Below are 16,693 nucleotides of genomic sequence, written 5' to 3' on the forward strand. Positions count from 1 at the left end.
TCCACCGTTTTCCCTGTTTAACGAGAATCAACGCGGAAAGTGACTGCATTATTCCACTGCTGATGCCGTTATAGCAAGGTGACTTTTCCTTAACTGCGGAAGAAATCGCAAACGTTCAAATCGGCTTGCTGCCTTATTGTCCGCTGGGGTTTCGCCCGCCGTCAGAGAGACAGTTAAGCACAGAAAAAGATGTGGCGCTATTCACGCGCTCTATTTAGAATCCCGCACCATGAAAACGAACAATCCAGCAGTACAATTCATCACGATTTCTGACGACGAAGCCGGTCAGAGAATCGACAACTTTCTGCTCGCTCGCCTGAAAGGCGTGCCGAAGAGCATGATTTACCGCATCGTGCGTAAAGGCGAGGTGCGGGTCAATAAAGGGCGCATCAAGGTCGAATACAAATTGGCGGCCGGCGACGTGGTGCGCGTGCCGCCGGTGCGCGTGGCCGAACGCGAAGAGGCGCCGGTGTCGGCCAAGCTGGATAAGGTGGCCGCGTTGGCCGACTGCATTCTGTATGAAGACGACCACCTGCTGATCCTCAACAAGCCTTCCGGCACTGCGGTGCACGGCGGCAGCGGCCTGAGCTTCGGCGTGATTGAAGGGCTGCGGGCGCTGCGCCCCGAGGCTCGCTTCCTCGAGCTGGTGCATCGCCTGGATCGCGACACCTCCGGCGTGCTGTTGGTGGCCAAGAAGCGTTCCGCGCTGCGCTCTTTGCATGAGCAACTGCGGCTGAAGGGCATGCAGAAGGATTATCTGGCGCTGGTGCGCGGCCAGTGGCAATCCCACTGCAAGGCCGTACAGGCGCCGCTGCTGAAAAACATTCTGCAAAGCGGCGAACGCATCGTGCGCGTCAATAGCGAAGGCAAGCCTTCGGAAACCCGCTTCAAGGTGGAAGAGCGTTACGAGTTCGCCACCCTGGTGAAGGCCAGCCCGATCACCGGGCGCACCCACCAGATCCGCGTGCACACCCTGCATGCCGGGCACCCGATCGCTTTTGACGATCGCTATGGCGATCGCGAGTTCGATCGTCAACTGGCGGGCACCGGCCTGAAACGTCTGTTCCTGCACGCTGCGGCGCTGCGCTTTGAGCATCCGGCCACCGGCGAAACGATGCGCATCGAAGCGCCGATGGACGAAGAACTGCGCCACTGCCTGCAGGTGCTGCGCCGGCAGGCGGCCAAGTAATCCGCATCAGACCAGCGGGTTGACGCCTTCAGCCCGCAACATATCCAACAGCGCGATCAACGGCAGGCCGATCAGGGCATTCGGATCCCGGCCCTCCAGCCTGTCGAACAGCGCGATCCCCAATCCTTCGCTTTTGAAACTTCCCGCGCAATTCAGCGGTTGCTCCAGACGCACATAGGCGGCGATCTCCGCTTCGCTCAGCGCGCGAAAATGTACGTGGAAAGGCTCGCACAGAGCCTGCAGCTGTTTGCTGCGGCCGTTGTACAGCGCCAGGCCGGTATAGAAGGTCACGGCCTGGCCGGCGGCCTTGCGCAGCTGCGCGCGGGCGTTTTCCTCGGTATGCGGCTTGCCGGTGATGGCGCCGTCGATCACGCAGACCTGATCGGAGCCGATGATCAGATGCTCGGGATAGGCGAGGGCCAGCGCCCGCGCCTTCGCCGCCGCCAGGCGCAGCACCAGCGCTTCGGCGTTTTCACCCGGCAGTGGCGTTTCATCCACCTGCGGCGCGGCGCAGTCGAAGGGCAGTTGCAGCTTCTCCAGCAGCATTTTTCGATAGGGGGAGGTGGAGGCTAAAAGCAATCTCTGCATAATTTTTTTCGCAAACCGTAGCGTAAATGGGTACGGCATTTTAAACTGTCGGCCGCTGTGGAAGCGAATATTGGTGAAAGGAGCCGTTTTACGGCCTTTTTCTTTGACTCTATGTCGTTACAAAGTTAATATGCGCGCCCTATGCAAAAGGTAAAATTACCCTTGACCATTGATGCGGTACGTACCGCTCAGAAACGCCTGGACTATGCTGGTGTCTATGCGCCTGAGCAGGTTACTCGTGTTGCCGACTCCGTGGTCAGTGTGGACAGTGATGTCGAGGTGTCGTTGTCGTTTAATATCGACAATCAGCGCCTCGCGGTGATAACAGGGCATGCGGACGTCACGGTAACGTTGATGTGCCAACGCTGTGGAGTCCCGTTCGAACATCAGGTCCACACAACATATTGTTTTAGCCCGGTCGTCAATGATGAGCAGGCTGAGGCATTACCGGAAGCGTACGAACCGATCGAAGTTGACGAGTTTGGCGAAGTCGATCTGTTGGCAATGATTGAAGACGAAATTATTCTTTCACTGCCTGTCGTTCCGGTACATGAATCTGAACACTGTGAAGTGTCCGAAGCGGACATGGTATTTGGCCAACTGCCTCCTGAGGCGGAGAAACCGAATCCGTTTGCCGTATTAGCCAGTTTAAAGCGTAAGTAATTGAGGAGTAAGGTCCATGGCCGTACAACAGAATAAACCAACCCGTTCCAAGCGTGGCATGCGTCGTTCTCACGATGCTCTGACCACGACTACTCTGTCTGTAGACAAAGTATCCGGTGAAACTCACCGTCGTCACCACATCACTGCCGACGGTTTCTACCGCGGTCGCAAGGTTATCGGCTAAGTAGCGATACCTTGACTCGTCTAACCCTGGCGTTAGATGCAATGGGCGGGGACTTCGGTCCCTGCGTCACAGTGCCTGCTTCGTTGCAGGCACTGGCCTCTAATTTACAGCTTCATCTCCTGCTGGTCGGCAATCCCGACGTCATCTCCCCTTTGCTTGCCCACGCCGATCCGGTTCTTCTGGAGCGTCTGCAAGTCGTGCCCGCCGAGTCGGTGATCGCCGGCGACGCCAAACCTTCACAAGCGATACGCGCCAGCCGCGGCACATCGATGCGCATTGCGCTCGAACAGCTCAGCAGCGGCAACGCGCAGGGCTGCGTCAGTGCCGGCAATACCGGTGCGTTGATGGGGTTGGCGAAGCTGCTGGTCAAGCCGTTGGAAGGCATCGAACGCCCGGCGCTGATGACGGTGATCCCGAATCAGCAACGCAGCAAAACCGTGGTGCTGGATTTGGGCGCCAACGTCGAGTGCGACAGCACCATGCTGGTGCAGTTCGCGGTGATGGGCGCGGTGATGGCGGAAGAGGTGATCGGCATTGCACAACCGCGAGTGGCGTTGCTGAATATTGGCGAAGAAGAGACCAAAGGCCTGGATAATATCCGCGAAGCGGCCGCTGTGCTAAAAAATACGCCGGCAATCAACTATATTGGTTATCTGGAAGGAAACGAGCTGCTCACCGGCAAGACCGACGTGTTGGTCTGCGACGGCTTCGTGGGCAACGTCACCCTGAAAACCATGGAAGGGGTGGTCAGGGTGTTCTTATCGCTGCTGAAATCGTCCGGCGACGGAAACAAGCGAGCCTGGTGGCTGAAATTGTTGGGCCGTTGGCTGCAAAAACGGGTGGTTAAGCGGTTCGGCCACCTGAACCCCGACCAGTATAATGGCGCATGTCTGTTAGGATTGCGCAGCACCGTAGTCAAGAGCCACGGCGCTGCGAACCCTCACGCGTTTGCAGTCGCAATCGAACAGGCTGTGCAGGCGGTGCAGCGGCAAGTCCCGGAAAGGATTGCTGCGCGCCTTGAGGCTGTATTACCTAAGAGTGACTGATCGTACATGTATACAAAGATTCTCGGTACGGGGAGTTATTTGCCCGTACAAGTGCGCACCAATGCTGATTTGGAAAAAATGGTGGATACCTCTGACGAGTGGATCGTCACGCGTACCGGTATTCGCGAACGCCGTATCGCCGCTGCGGATGAAACCGTTGCGACGATGAGCTTCCAGGCCGCTGAAAAAGCGCTGGAAATGGCAGGTGTGGCTAAAGAAGACATCGGGCTGATCGTGGTGGCGACCACCACGAATACGCACGCGTTCCCGAGCGCGGCGTGCCTGGTGCAAGACATGCTGGGTATCAAGGACTGCGCGGCGTTCGATCTGGCTGCGGCCTGCGCCGGCTTTACTTACGCGCTCAGCGTGGCCGATCAGTACGTGAAAAACGGCGCGGTCAAACATGCGTTGGTGATCGGCGCAGATCTGTTGTCACGCACGCTGGATCCTGAAGATCGCGGCACCATCATTCTGTTTGGCGATGGCGCAGGGGCGGTGGTGCTGGGGGCTTCCGAAGAGCCGGGCATCATGTCCACCCATCTGCACGCCGACGGCAGCTACGGCGGCCTGCTGACGCTGCCGTACAAGGATCGTCAGAATCAAGACAAGCCGGCCTATGTCACCATGGCGGGCAACGAAGTCTTCAAGGTTGCGGTCACCGAGCTGGCGCGTATCGTCGACGAGACGCTGCAGGCCAATAATCTGGACCGCAGCGAGCTGGATTGGCTGGTGCCGCACCAGGCCAACCTGCGCATCATCAGCGCAACGGCGAAAAAATTGGGCATGGGGATGGACAAAGTGGTGGTGACGCTCGATCGTCACGGCAACACCTCCGCCGCCTCGGTGCCTTCCGCACTGGACGAAGCAGTGCGCGACGGGCGAGTTCAGCGCGGCCAACTGGTGCTGCTGGAAGCCTTCGGCGGCGGCTTTACCTGGGGCTCGGCGCTGGTTCGTTTCTGATTTGGACAGGAAGAAAAAATGACGCAATTTGCTTTTGTTTTCCCGGGCCAGGGGTCGCAGACCGTTGGCATGTTGGCCGATTTGGCCGCACAGTTCCCGATCGTCGAAGAGACCTTCGGCGAGGCTTCCTCCGCCCTGGGTTACGATCTGTGGCAGTTGGTGCAGCAAGGCCCGGCGGAAGAGCTGAACAAGACCTGGCAGACCCAGCCGGCGCTGCTGGCCGCCTCGGTGGCGATTTTCCGCGTTTGGCAGCAGCAGGGCGGTAAAGCGCCGGCGCTGATGGCGGGCCATAGCCTGGGCGAATACTCGGCGCTGGTCTGCGCCGGCGTGCTGGACTTCAAGGCGGCGATCCGTCTGGTCGAGCTGCGCGGTAAGCTGATGCAGGAAGCGGTGCCGGAAGGCACCGGTGCGATGTACGCCATCATCGGCCTGGACAACGACGCGATCGCCAAGGCGTGTGAAGAGTCCGCGCAAGGGCAGGTGGTTTCACCGGTCAACTTCAACTCGCCGGGCCAGGTGGTTATCGCCGGCAACAAGGAAGCGGTTGAACGCGCAGGCGCCGCCTGTAAAGCCGCCGGCGCCAAACGCGCGCTGCCGCTGCCGGTGAGCGTGCCTTCGCACTGCGCACTGATGAAACCGGCCGCCGACAAGCTGGCCGTGGCGCTGCAGGACATCACCTTCAACGCGCCGCAGGTGCCGGTGGTGAACAACGTCGACGTGCGTACCGAAAACGATCCTGAAGCGATCCGCAGCGCGCTGGTGCGTCAACTGTACAGCCCGGTGCGTTGGACCGAAAGCGTAGAATTTATCGCAGCACAGGGAGTGACGTCGCTGCTGGAAGTGGGGCCGGGCAAAGTGCTGACCGGCCTGACTAAACGTATTGTTGACACCCTGACGGCTGCGGCGGTGAACGACACCGCCAGCCTGTCGGCGGCGCTTGAACAATAAAGAGGAAAATGATGAGCTTCGAAGGTAAAATCGTTCTGGTCACCGGCGCGAGCCGCGGTATTGGCCGAGCTATTGCAGAAACGTTTGTGGCACGCGGCGCCAAAGTGATCGGCACCGCGACCAGCGAGAGCGGCGCTGAAGCGATCAGCGGCTACCTGGGCGCAAACGGCAAAGGGTTTATGTTGAACGTTGTTGATGCGCAATCTATCGACAGCGTGCTGGCATCGATTCGCGCCGAATTTGGCGAAATCGACATTTTAGTGAATAATGCCGGCATTACGCGTGATAACCTGCTGATGCGCATGAAGGATGATGAGTGGGAGGATATCCTCGACACCAACCTGACTTCCGTATTCCGTCTGTCAAAAGCGGTAATGCGCGCTATGATGAAAAAGCGGTTTGGCCGTATCATCACCATCGGTTCCGTTGTCGGTACCATGGGGAACGCAGGGCAGGCGAACTACGCGGCGGCTAAAGCCGGCCTGATTGGTTTTAGCAAATCTTTGGCACGTGAAGTTGCTTCGCGTGGCATTACGGTCAACGTCGTGGCACCTGGCTTTATTGAGACGGACATGACACGGGCGTTGACAGATGATCAACGCGCAGGCATTTTGTCATCAGTTCCAGCCAACCGGCTGGGCGATGCTAAAGAAATCGCCAGCGCTGTTGCATTTTTGGCCTCTGATGAGGCCGGCTATATCACCGGTGAAACGTTACATGTCAATGGCGGCATGTACATGATTTAAAAAATGCGAAAACCATTTGCGTTATTTGAGGCAAAAACCGCAAAATAGCGTAAAATCGTGGTTTGACCAGCCGGGATTTAGTTGCATCTTTTTCAGCATTTTATACACTACGAAAACCATCGCGAAAGCGAGTTTTGATAGGAAATTTAAGAGTATGAGCACTATCGAAGAACGCGTTAAGAAAATCATTGTTGAGCAACTGGGTGTTAAACAGGAAGAAGTTTTGAACAACGCTTCTTTCGTTGAAGATCTGGGCGCTGATTCTCTTGACACCGTTGAGCTGGTAATGGCACTGGAAGAAGAATTCGACACCGAGATTCCAGACGAAGAAGCTGAGAAGATCACTACTGTTCAGGCAGCTATTGATTTCATCAACGCTAGCCAGCAGTAAGAGAACATATCTAGGCGGTCGTTCGACCGCCTAAGTTTTTTCTATCCCTAGTGTCATATTTTTCCCTCCCTGGAGGACAAACGTGTCTAAGCGTCGAGTAGTTGTGACCGGACTGGGCATGTTGTCTCCTGTCGGCAATACGGTAGAGTCCACGTGGAACGCTCTTCTTGCCGGTCAGAGTGGCATCAGCCTGATCGACCATTTCGATACCACTGCCTATGCGACCAAGTTTGCTGGCCTGGTAAAGAATTTTAATTCTGAGGATTTCATCTCTCGCAAAGATGCGCGCAAGATGGACGCCTTTATCCAGTACGGTATCGCTGCCGGCATGCAAGCCATGCAGGATGCAGGTCTGGACATCACCGAGGCTAACGCTACCCGCATTGGAGCCGCGATCGGTTCCGGCATCGGCGGCCTGGGTTTGATTGAAGAAAACCACAGTTCACTGGTTAACGGTGGCCCACGGAAAATCAGTCCGTTCTTCGTGCCATCCACCATCGTGAATATGATTGCAGGCCACCTGACAATCATGTACGGCATGCGTGGCCCAAGCATTTCCATCGCCACCGCCTGTACATCAGGTGTGCACAACATCGGCCATGCGGCGCGTATCATTGCTTACAATGATGCTGACGTGATGCTGGCCGGTGGGGCAGAGAAAGCCAGCACCCCATTGGGCGTCGGCGGCTTTGGCGCAGCGCGCGCCCTGTCCACCCGTAATGACAACCCGCAGGCGGCGAGCCGTCCGTGGGATAAAGACCGCGACGGCTTCGTGTTGGGCGACGGCGCCGGCATGATGGTGCTGGAAGAGTACGAACACGCGAAAAAACGCGGCGCGAAAATCTACGCCGAAGTGGTTGGCTTTGGGATGAGCAGCGATGCCTATCACATGACTTCTCCACCGGAAAACGGCGCTGGCGCTGCGCTGGCGATGGAGAATGCCCTGCTTGACGCCGGTGTGACCCCGTCACAAATCGGCTACATCAATGCACATGGCACCTCTACGCCGGCGGGCGATCAGGCGGAAGCGCAGGCGGTGAAATCCGTATTTGGCGCCGATGCCCAGCGCGTGCTGGTGAGCTCGACCAAATCGATGACCGGCCACCTGTTGGGTGCGGCAGGCGCGATCGAGTCCATCTTCACCGTGCTGGCGCTGCGCGATCAGGCGGTACCGCCAACCATCAACCTGGATAACCCGGATGAAGGTTGCGATCTGGACTTCGTGCCTCACGAAGCGCGCCAGGTCAGCGATATGGAGTTCACCCTGTGTAACTCCTTCGGCTTCGGCGGCACCAACGGCTCGCTGATCTTCCGCCGAGTGTAACTCGCACGGTCGACTGCTGATGAAAGCCCGGTTTTTTAACCGGGCTTTTTTACGTCTGACGCCTGACTCTCTGCGGGGCTGCACATCGCTTCATCGCCTGCTATTCTGCGAGCGTCAAGTCATCAGCCGGCAACAGGAGGAAGCATGTATTGGATTAACGGACAACGCCACGATACGCTGGCGCCGAGCGATCGCGGCCTGCAATTCGGCGATGGCTGCTTTACTACCGCCCGGGTTATCGACGGCAAAGTCGAGCTGCTGCCCTGGCATCTGGAGCGGCTGCAGCAAGCGGCGCAGCGGCTGATGCTGCCCGCCACCGATTGGCTGGCTTTCGAACGGGAGATGGCGCAGGCGGCCGAATCAATTCCGCTCGGCGTGGTCAAAGCGATACTGACGCGCGGCAGCGGTGGGCGCGGCTACAGCCCGTCGGGGTGCGAAAACCCAACGCGCATCGTCGCCCGCAGCAGCTATCCCGCGCACTATTTGCAGTGGCGCGAGCAGGGCATCACGCTCGCGCTCAGCCCGGTGGCGCTGGCGCGTAACCCGCTGCTGGCGGGGCTAAAGCATTTGAACCGTCTGGAGCAGGTGCTGATCCGCGCGCATCTTGACCAGACGGCCGCCGACGAGGCGCTGGTGCTTGACACTGCCGGTATGCTGGTGGAATGCTGTGCGGCTAATTTGTTCTGGCGTAAGGGAAAAGCGGTGTTTACCCCGGACCTGAGCCAGGCGGGCGTCGCCGGGCTGATGCGGCGGCGGGTGATCGCGCTGCTGACCGGTTCGGAATACCGTCTGCACTGCGTCAGTGAACCGCTGGAGACGCTGGCCGACGCTGACGAAGTTCTGGTGAGCAACGCGCTGATGCCGCTGCTGCCGGTAAACGTTGCCCAATCATGGCGTTATCATTCGCGCCAGCTGTATGATTTTTTGCGTCCACACTGTTAACCATGGCTGATTGATGAAGAAAAGAAAGCTGAAGGTCCTGTCTGTTATTGTTGTTCTGGCATTGGCGCTGCTGTTTTGGGGCTACCAGAAGATCGAACGCTTTGCCGATACGCCGCTGGCCATCCAGCAAGAGACTATCTTCAAACTGCCTGCCGGCACCGGCCGGGTGGCGCTGGAAGGGTTGCTGGTGCGCGATAAACTGGTGCGCAACGGCCGCTGGTTCCAGTGGCTGCTGAAACTGGAGCCGGAGCTGGCGGAGTTCAAGGCCGGTACCTACCGTTTCACGCCGGGCATGACGGTGCGCCAGATGCTGAAGCTGTTGGCCAGCGGCAAAGAGGCGCAGTTCACCGCGCGCTTTATCGAAGGCTCACGCCTGCGTGACTGGCAGCAGGTGCTGCAGCAGTCCAAATACCTGAAACACACTCTGGCGGACAAGAGCGAAGCGGAGATCGCCACCGCGCTAGGCATTCCTGCGGGCGAAACGCCGGAAGGGCACCTGTACCCGGATACCTATCAGTATACCGCCGGCATGAGCGACATTGCGCTACTCAAACGCGCTCACGTGCGCATGAACAAAGCGCTGCAGGCAGCCTGGGCCGGCCGCGACGCCAGCCTGCCGTATAAAACGCCGGAAGAGTTGTTGACCATGGCTTCGATCGTCGAGAAAGAGACCGCCGTGCCGGAAGAGCGCAGCAAGGTGGCGTCGGTGTTCGTCAACCGCTTGCGCATCGGCATGCGTCTGCAGACCGATCCGACGGTGATCTACGGCATGGGCGAAAGCTATAATGGCAACATCACGCGCAAGGATCTGGAGACGCCGACGCCTTATAACACCTATGTGATCGCCGGCCTGCCGCCAACGCCGATCGCCATGCCGGGTGAGGCCTCGCTGCAGGCGGCCGCCAATCCGGCCAAAACGCCTTATCTCTATTTTGTCGCCGATGGCAAGGGTGGGCATACCTTCACCACCAATCTGGCGAGCCATAACCAGGCGGTGCGTGCGTACCGTCAGGCGTTAAAGGAAAAGAATGAAAAGTAAATTCGTTGTTATCGAGGGGCTGGAAGGCGCGGGCAAGACCACCGCGCGCGACACGGTGGTCAATGTACTGCGTGAACACGGCGTCAGCGATATCGTCTTCACCCGCGAACCGGGCGGTACGCCGCTGGCGGAAAAGCTGCGCGATCTGTTTAAGCGCGGCATCGATGGCGAATTGCCGACCATCAAGGCCGAAGTGCTGATGCTGTACGCCGCGCGCGTGCAGCTGGTGGAGACCGTAATTAAACCGGCTCTGGCGCGCGGCGCGTGGGTGGTGGGCGACCGTCACGATCTCTCTTCACAGGCTTACCAGGGCGGCGGCCGTGGCGTGGATCCGCAGCTGATGGCCTCGCTGCGCGACACCGTGCTGGGGGATTTCCGGCCGGACCTGACGGTCTATCTCGATCTGCCGCCGCTGGTTGGCCTGCAACGCGCACAGGCTCGCGGCCAGCTGGATCGCATCGAACAGGAGGCGCTGCCGTTCTTCGAACGCACCCGCGCGCGTTATCTCGAGCTGGCGGCGCAGGATGAAACCATCGTCACCGTCGACGCCGCCCAACCGCTGGAACAGGTGACGGCGGCGATCCGCGACTGCGTCAGCCAGTGGCTGCGGCAGCAGGAAGGCGCATAATGAACTGGTATCCGTGGCTGAATGGCCCTTATCGCCAGCTGGTTGGGCAGTACGCCGAGGGCCGCGGCCATCATGCGCTGCTGCTGCACGCTGCGGCGGGCAACGGTGACGATGCGCTGGCCTACGGCCTGAGCCGTTGGTTGATCTGTCAGCAGCGCAACGGTGAAAAAAGCTGCGGTGAGTGCCATAGCTGCCGGCTGATGCTGGCGGGTAACCACCCGGATTATCACGTGCTGGCGCCGGAAAAGGGCAAGAGCAGCCTGGGGATCGAACCGATTCGCCAGGTGATTGAGAAGCTGTATGCCCACGCGCAGCAGGGCGGCGCCAAGGTGATTTGGCTGCCTCAGGCGGAACAGCTGACCGAGGCGGCGGCCAACGCGCTGTTGAAAACGCTGGAGGAGCCGCCGGAGAAAACCTATTTCCTGCTGGGGTGCCGTGAGCCGTCGCGGCTGATGGCGACGCTGCGCAGCCGCTGCCTGTACTGGCATTTGGCCAGCCCGGAGGAGCAGCTCAGCCTGCAGTGGCTGGGCCGACAGGCGGCCGGATCTCAGACGGACCGCCTCACGGCGCTGCGCCTGCACGACGGCGCGCCGCTGGCCGCCGAACAGCTGTTGCAGCCGCAGCAGTGGCAACAGCGCAGCGCCCTGTGCGCTGCATTGAGCGCCGCGCTGCCGCAGCGCGATATGCTGTCGCTGCTGCCGGCGTTAAACCACGAAGACGTCGCCGAGCGCCTGCACTGGCTGTGCGCGCTGCTGGTGGACGCGATGAAGTGGCAACAGGGCGCGCATCACTATGTATTGAATCAGGATCAGCAGCCGCTGGTGCACCAGTTGGCCAGCCTGCTGAGCAGCGCCTCGCTGCAGCAGATCGTGCAGCAGTGGCTGAACTGTCGTCACCAGCTGCTCAGCGTGGTGGGCGTCAATCGCGAGCTGCTGCTGACCGAACAGTTACTTCGCTGGGAACAGATGCTCGGCGCCGCCGGCTATTCCCAACCTCATTCGCTGTAAAGTAAAAGAGTTAAAAATTATGTTGTTAGTCGATTCTCATTGCCATCTTGACGGCCTGGATTATCAAACGCTGCACCAGAATGTGGACGATGCGCTGGCCAAGGCCAAAGCGCGCGACGTCGGCTATGTGCTGGCGGTCGCCACCACGCTGCCGGGCTACCGTTCCATGACCGAACTGATCGGCCAGCGCGACGATGTGGCCTTCTCCTGCGGGGTGCATCCGCTCAACCTGGAAGAAGGCTATGATTACGCCGAGCTGCGTCGCCTGGCGGCGGCGGAGCAGGTGGTGGCGCTGGGGGAGACCGGGCTCGATTACTTCTACCAGAAAGACAACCTTGAGCTGCAGCAGGACTCTTTCCGCGAGCATATCCGCATTGGCCGGGATCTGAACAAGCCGGTGATCGTCCACACCCGCGATGCGCGCGCGGATACGCTGGCGATCCTGCGTGAAGAGAACGCACAGGACTGTGGTGGCGTGCTGCACTGCTTCACCGAAGATCTGGCCACCGCCGAAGCTTTGCTGGATCTGGGCTTTTACATCTCTTTCTCCGGCATCGTGACCTTCCGCAACGCCGAACAGCTGCGTGAAGTAGCCCGCTATGTGCCGCTGGACCGCATTCTGGTGGAAACCGACTCGCCTTATCTGGCGCCGGTGCCGCATCGCGGCAAAGAAAACCAACCCGCCTATGTGCGCGATGTGGCTGAATACATGGCGGTATTGAAGGGCGTTAGCCTGGAACAACTGGCCGAAGCGACCACCGCCAACTTTTCACGCTTATTTCACCTCGATCTGTGATCTTTGACCTAGGCTATAGCTGTAGGTCATTGTCTGCATAATTTTTTTTGAGCTCGTAATTAATCACTGAAACGGGTAAGGTTCCCTCCCGTTTCAGGTTGTTCGGTGCGTATTTTTTGGCCTGTTTTGCCAAAAAACAGCCGGTTTATGCAAAGTTGCTGCGGCTCGATCATCGAAACGTGATTGTCATCAAACATTGCGCAGGCTATTTATTTTACTCTGCGTAATAAATTCAAGGGGTGCTCAGACACCCTGAATTGCAGGGGTTTTTCTCCCCCCCTTGCAGCGCGACGTATCGCGACAAGAAGTAGCAAAGCATTATTACTCAGGAGCACACTCAACTATGTTCAAGAACGCATTTGCAAACCTGCAAAAAGTAGGTAAATCGCTCATGCTGCCGGTGTCCGTGTTGCCTATCGCAGGTATCCTGCTGGGCGTCGGTTCCGCCAACTTTAGCTGGCTACCTGCGGTAGTCTCCCACGTGATGGCGGAAGCGGGCGGTTCGGTCTTCGCCAATATGCCGTTGATTTTCGCTATCGGCGTCGCCTTGGGCTTCACCAACAACGACGGCGTTTCCGCGCTGGCGGCGGTGGTGGCTTACGGCATCATGGTGAAAACCATGGCGGTGGTTGCGCCGCTGGTGCTGCACCTGCCGGCTGAAGAGATTGCGGCCAAACACCTGGCGGATACCGGTGTGCTCGGGGGGATTATCTCCGGCGCCATCGCGGCCTATATGTTCAACCGCTTCTTCCGCATTCAACTGCCGGAATACCTGGGCTTCTTTGCCGGTAAGCGTTTCGTGCCGATCATTTCCGGTCTGGCGGCGATCGTTCTGGGCGTAGTGCTGTCCTTCATCTGGCCACCGATCGGTACGGCTATCCAGACCTTCTCGCAGTGGGCGGCTTATCAGAACCCGGTTGTAGCCTTCGGCATTTACGGCGTGGTTGAGCGTGCTCTGGTGCCGTTCGGTCTGCACCACATCTGGAACGTACCGTTCCAAATGCAAATTGGTGAATTCACCAACGCGGCGGGCCAGGTGTTCCACGGCGACATCCCTCGCTACATGGCGGGCGACCCAACCGCGGGCAAACTGTCCGGCGGCTTCCTGTTCAAAATGTACGGTCTGCCTGCTGCGGCCATCGCCATCTGGCACTCGGCCAAGCCGGAAAACCGCGCTAAAGTCGGCGGCATCATGATCTCCGCCGCGTTGACCTCGTTCCTGACCGGTATCACCGAGCCGATCGAGTTCTCCTTCATGTTTGTCGCACCGATCCTGTATGTGATCCACGCTATCCTGGCCGGTCTGGCGTTCCCAATCTGCATCCTGTTGGGCATGCGTGACGGCACCAGCTTCTCGCACGGCCTGATCGACTTTATCGTACTGAGCGGCAACAGCAGCAAAATCTGGCTGTTCCCAATCGTCGGCATCATCTACGGTCTGGTGTACTACACCATCTTCCGCGTGCTGATCGCCAAGCTGGATCTGAAAACCCCGGGCCGTGAAGACACCGCTGCCGAGCAGACTGCGCAGGGCGGTTCCGAAATGTCCGCAGCGCTGGTTCAGGCCTTCGGCGGTAAAGAAAACATCACTAACCTGGATGCTTGCATCACCCGTCTGCGCGTCAGCGTGGCCGACGTGTCCAAAGTTGACCAGGCGGGCCTGAAGAAACTGGGCGCAGCCGGCGTAGTCGTCGCTGGCTCTGGCGTGCAGGCCATCTTCGGCACCAAGTCTGACAACCTGAAAACCGATATGGACGAATATATCCGTAATCACTGATTCAGGCAGGGGAGTTACCAAGGGAGGCGAAAGCCTCCCTTTTTTATTGCCTTTCGTCAGGCGCCAAGGCGCTGTTCGAGTTCGGCGAGAGAAGGGAGGAACCAGACCTGTTCGCCGCGATTGGCTTCGCGCACGAAGTCTTGCAGCGCGTTACTTTGCGCCAGCCAAGGGGTGATATCGCCCAGCAGCGCCACGCGCAGGCGGTAGTTGACGAATTTCTGCAATACGGCACCGGCAATACCGCTTCTGAGCTGGAAGAAGGTGGCGTCCAGGCGGCTGACGGGGAGGGCGATCATCCCGGCGTCGTGTTCAAAGGCGGGCGCGATAAACAGGCTGACGTCGTTTTCATCTTTCAGCGCCGGCCCGGCTTCGGCGAAAACCACCAGGCGCAGATCATGGATTTGCTGCACGGCGTAGCTCATCGGCGCTCCGGGAGTCAGGGTTTGGCGTGCTGCTGTAGATAATGTTCGAACACCGCCAGCGTTTCGTCCGAGATATGGTGTTCAATCCCTTCGCTATCCAGCTCGGCGGTTTCGCTCGGCACCCCGAGGCACATCAGCAGATCGACCACGATGCGGTGACGGCGGCGCACCTTCTGTGCCAGCTGTTCGCCTTCCTCGGTTAAAAACACCCCGCGATAAGGGCGCGATTCAACCAGCCCGGCGCTTTTCAGCCGCGCGATATTTTTGATCGCCGTCGGGTGAGACACGCCGAAGCGGCGCGCGATATCGGTGGTTCTGGCTTCGCGGGTGCTTTGCAGCAAATCGGCGATCAGCTCAACGTAATCTTCGATCAGCGCATTGGACTGCGCTTCACGGGCGCGGCTAAAACGCAGGGCGTGCTCGGCCTCGTCCGGCATATCGGTCAGGGCGGGGCGGTCGGCGTTATCTGGCGCGCGGGTAACCATAGCGTGGGGCGTCCTGTAAGCGTAAAAATGGCGTCTCCCGGCAATATGGGGAGGGTTGCCCTAAGTTAGTCCAAATAGCACACATTATCAATTCGATGCCACGCATTGTGGTAGTTAGAAATATCTCTACACAAAGCCAATGAATTTCGCCTGTTGCATAAAGTGTAGCCGATGCTACATTGTCAGCATGACAGGTGGAAAAATAACCAGTAAAAGATTGAGGGTAATTCATGCGTGATGCGGCAACCACCCCATCGTTAACCGAACGGACCAACATCGCGATTGGTGCCGCCCTTGCCGGACGCAAGCGCGGCGCCTTTACGCCGTTGCTGTTCGCCGGCCCGGCGGTGATTGCCTCTATCGCCTACATGGATCCCGGTAACTTCGCCACCAACATTCAGGCCGGGGCGAAATACGGTTACAGCCTGCTGTGGGTGGTGGTGATGGCCAACCTGATCGCCATGCTGTTTCAGGCGCTGTCGGCCAAGCTCGGCATCGTCACCAACCGCAATCTGGCGGAAATGTGCCGCGATCAGTTCTCACGGCCGGTGGTGATCGGCATGTGGCTGCTCAGCGAAGTGGCGGCGATGGCCACCGATCTGGCGGAGTTTCTCGGCGGCGCGATCGCGCTGGCGCTGTTGTTCCACATGCCGTTGCTGGCGGGGATGGGCGTGACGGCGGTGATCACCTATGCGCTGTTGATGGTGGAAAAAAAAGGTTTCCGCCCGGTTGAACTGATGATCGGTGGCCTGGTGGGCATCATCGCGCTGTGCTATCTGGTGGAGATGTTCATCGTACCGGTGGATTGGCAGGCGGCCGGCATCGGCATGGTGACGCCGCAGTTGCCCGACGCGCAGGCGCTGACCATCGCCGTCGGCATTATCGGCGCCACCGTGATGCCGCACGCCATTTTCCTGCACTCGGGGCTGACCCAGCACCGCAGTCCGGCCAGCGACAACGGCGAGCGGCGCAAGCTGCTGCGTTTCTCCAATATCGAGGTAGTGATCGCGCTGGCGCTGGCGGGGCTGGTGAATATTGCGATGGTCATCATGGCTTCGAGCGCCTTCCACGCCGGTAACAGCGACGTGGCCGAGATTGGCACCGCCTACCATACGCTGACGCCGCTGTTCGGTGCGGCGGCCGCCGGTATCTTCCTCGCTTCGCTGATCGCCTCCGGCATCTCCAGCTCGGTGGTGGGCACCATGGCCGGGCAGATGATCATGCAGGGCTTCGTCGGCTTCCGCATTCCGGTGTGGGTGCGTCGCCTGGTCACTATGGTGCCGGCGTTTATCGTGGTGGCGATGGGCGTCAACGCCACCGACGCGCTGGTCTACAGCCAAGTGGTGCTGAGCCTGGCGCTGCCGGCGCCGATGATCGCGCTGGTGATGTTCACCCGCCGCCGCGACATCATGGGCGAGTTCGCCAACGGCCGCTGGACCAGCCTGGCGGCGGTGGTCGGCACGGTGGTGATCGTGCTGCTCAATGTGGTGCTGCTGTTGCAGACCTTTGGCGTCGACATCCCCGGGTTGGGGTGAGGTCAGGAGACCCGGTGGCTTGG

General features: G+C 59.3%; 19 protein-coding genes. 16 read left to right on the forward strand and 3 right to left on the reverse strand.

The annotated features are described in order from the left end of the window. Nucleotides 1-229: 229 nt before the first annotated feature. A complete protein-coding gene (gene rluC, locus GKN89_RS10565; RefSeq protein WP_004927787.1) occupies nucleotides 230-1,189 on the forward strand; it encodes a 23S rRNA pseudouridine(955/2504/2580) synthase RluC in 960 nt (319 codons plus the stop codon). 6 nt (nucleotides 1,190-1,195) lie between these two features. Here rluC and GKN89_RS10570 read toward each other — a convergent pair whose 3' ends face one another. After that, nucleotides 1,196-1,777, reverse strand: coding sequence for a nucleoside triphosphate pyrophosphatase (locus GKN89_RS10570; protein ID WP_063919194.1), 582 nt, complete (start codon nucleotides 1,775-1,777; stop codon nucleotides 1,196-1,198). Nucleotides 1,778-1,918: 141 nt separating this feature from the next. Between GKN89_RS10570 and yceD the strand changes: the two genes are divergently transcribed. The 14 genes from yceD to ptsG all read left to right on the forward strand — a co-directional run bounded on the left by yceD (nucleotide 1,919) and on the right by ptsG (nucleotide 14,228). Next, the gene (gene yceD, locus GKN89_RS10575; protein ID WP_004927780.1) at nucleotides 1,919-2,440 is read left to right on the forward strand and encodes a 23S rRNA accumulation protein YceD; all 522 of its coding nucleotides are present in this window, start codon (nucleotides 1,919-1,921) and stop codon (nucleotides 2,438-2,440) included. Between the two features lie 16 nt (nucleotides 2,441-2,456). Next, nucleotides 2,457-2,624 (forward strand): 50S ribosomal protein L32, encoded by a 168-nt coding sequence (gene rpmF / locus GKN89_RS10580; RefSeq protein WP_004927778.1) that lies wholly within the window; start codon nucleotides 2,457-2,459, stop codon nucleotides 2,622-2,624. An 11-nt stretch (nucleotides 2,625-2,635) separates the two neighbouring features. Next, nucleotides 2,636-3,670, forward strand: coding sequence for a phosphate acyltransferase PlsX (plsX, locus tag GKN89_RS10585; protein WP_025159946.1), 1,035 nt, complete (start codon nucleotides 2,636-2,638; stop codon nucleotides 3,668-3,670). A 6-nt stretch (nucleotides 3,671-3,676) separates the two neighbouring features. Next, nucleotides 3,677-4,630 (forward strand): beta-ketoacyl-ACP synthase III, encoded by a 954-nt coding sequence (locus GKN89_RS10590; RefSeq protein WP_025159945.1) that lies wholly within the window; start codon nucleotides 3,677-3,679, stop codon nucleotides 4,628-4,630. 18 nt (nucleotides 4,631-4,648) lie between these two features. Further along, complete coding sequence (fabD, locus tag GKN89_RS10595) at nucleotides 4,649-5,578, forward strand: ACP S-malonyltransferase (protein ID WP_074054517.1); 930 nt, start codon at nucleotides 4,649-4,651, stop codon at nucleotides 5,576-5,578. A gap of 11 nt (nucleotides 5,579-5,589) precedes the next feature. Then, complete coding sequence (gene fabG / locus GKN89_RS10600) at nucleotides 5,590-6,324, forward strand: 3-oxoacyl-ACP reductase FabG (protein ID WP_004928729.1); 735 nt, start codon at nucleotides 5,590-5,592, stop codon at nucleotides 6,322-6,324. Between the two features lie 154 nt (nucleotides 6,325-6,478). Next, nucleotides 6,479-6,715: an acyl carrier protein gene (gene acpP, locus GKN89_RS10605; RefSeq protein ID WP_004719003.1), complete on the forward strand. Its 237-nt coding sequence runs from the start codon at nucleotides 6,479-6,481 to the stop codon at nucleotides 6,713-6,715. 82 nt (nucleotides 6,716-6,797) lie between these two features. Next, nucleotides 6,798-8,039, forward strand: coding sequence for a beta-ketoacyl-ACP synthase II (fabF, locus tag GKN89_RS10610; RefSeq protein ID WP_025159944.1), 1,242 nt, complete (start codon nucleotides 6,798-6,800; stop codon nucleotides 8,037-8,039). A gap of 144 nt (nucleotides 8,040-8,183) precedes the next feature. Beyond that, entirely contained in the window at nucleotides 8,184-8,981 is a 798-nt protein-coding gene (pabC, locus tag GKN89_RS10615) for an aminodeoxychorismate lyase (RefSeq protein ID WP_154746927.1), read from the forward strand. A gap of 13 nt (nucleotides 8,982-8,994) precedes the next feature. Further along, nucleotides 8,995-10,020: an endolytic transglycosylase MltG gene (gene mltG, locus GKN89_RS10620; RefSeq protein ID WP_074054514.1), complete on the forward strand. Its 1,026-nt coding sequence runs from the start codon at nucleotides 8,995-8,997 to the stop codon at nucleotides 10,018-10,020. Next, nucleotides 10,010-10,648: a dTMP kinase gene (tmk, locus tag GKN89_RS10625; protein WP_019455834.1), complete on the forward strand. Its 639-nt coding sequence runs from the start codon at nucleotides 10,010-10,012 to the stop codon at nucleotides 10,646-10,648. Before mltG ends, tmk begins: the two co-directional genes overlap by 11 nt. Next, nucleotides 10,648-11,655, forward strand: a complete 1,008-nt coding sequence (gene holB, locus GKN89_RS10630) for a DNA polymerase III subunit delta' (protein WP_074054513.1) — start codon at nucleotides 10,648-10,650, stop codon at nucleotides 11,653-11,655. The genes tmk and holB overlap by 1 nt, the downstream gene beginning before the upstream one ends. Before the next feature lie 19 nt (nucleotides 11,656-11,674). Further along, on the forward strand, nucleotides 11,675-12,451 hold the full coding sequence (locus GKN89_RS10635; RefSeq protein ID WP_063919200.1) for a metal-dependent hydrolase: 777 nt from the start codon (nucleotides 11,675-11,677) through the stop codon (nucleotides 12,449-12,451). Between the two features lie 343 nt (nucleotides 12,452-12,794). Beyond that, complete coding sequence (ptsG, locus tag GKN89_RS10640; protein WP_019455831.1) at nucleotides 12,795-14,228, forward strand: PTS glucose transporter subunit IIBC; 1,434 nt, start codon at nucleotides 12,795-12,797, stop codon at nucleotides 14,226-14,228. 56 nt (nucleotides 14,229-14,284) lie between these two features. Here the strand turns inward: ptsG and GKN89_RS10645 are convergent, their stop codons facing one another. Both GKN89_RS10645 and mntR read right to left on the reverse strand, forming a co-directional pair. Next, nucleotides 14,285-14,650, reverse strand: a complete 366-nt coding sequence (locus GKN89_RS10645) for a DUF4180 domain-containing protein (RefSeq protein WP_074054512.1) — start codon at nucleotides 14,648-14,650, stop codon at nucleotides 14,285-14,287. 14 nt (nucleotides 14,651-14,664) lie between these two features. Next, a complete protein-coding gene (gene mntR, locus GKN89_RS10650) occupies nucleotides 14,665-15,135 on the reverse strand; it encodes a manganese-binding transcriptional regulator MntR (protein ID WP_019455829.1) in 471 nt (156 codons plus the stop codon). 230 nt (nucleotides 15,136-15,365) lie between these two features. Between mntR and GKN89_RS10655 the strand changes: the two genes are divergently transcribed. Further along, complete coding sequence (locus tag GKN89_RS10655) at nucleotides 15,366-16,670, forward strand: Nramp family divalent metal transporter (RefSeq protein ID WP_019455828.1); 1,305 nt, start codon at nucleotides 15,366-15,368, stop codon at nucleotides 16,668-16,670. Nucleotides 16,671-16,693: the final 23 nt, after the last annotated feature.

The sequence above is a fragment of the Serratia sp. YC16 genome (assembly GCF_009707615.1).
Classification (GTDB): domain Bacteria; phylum Pseudomonadota; class Gammaproteobacteria; order Enterobacterales; family Enterobacteriaceae; genus Serratia; species Serratia surfactantfaciens.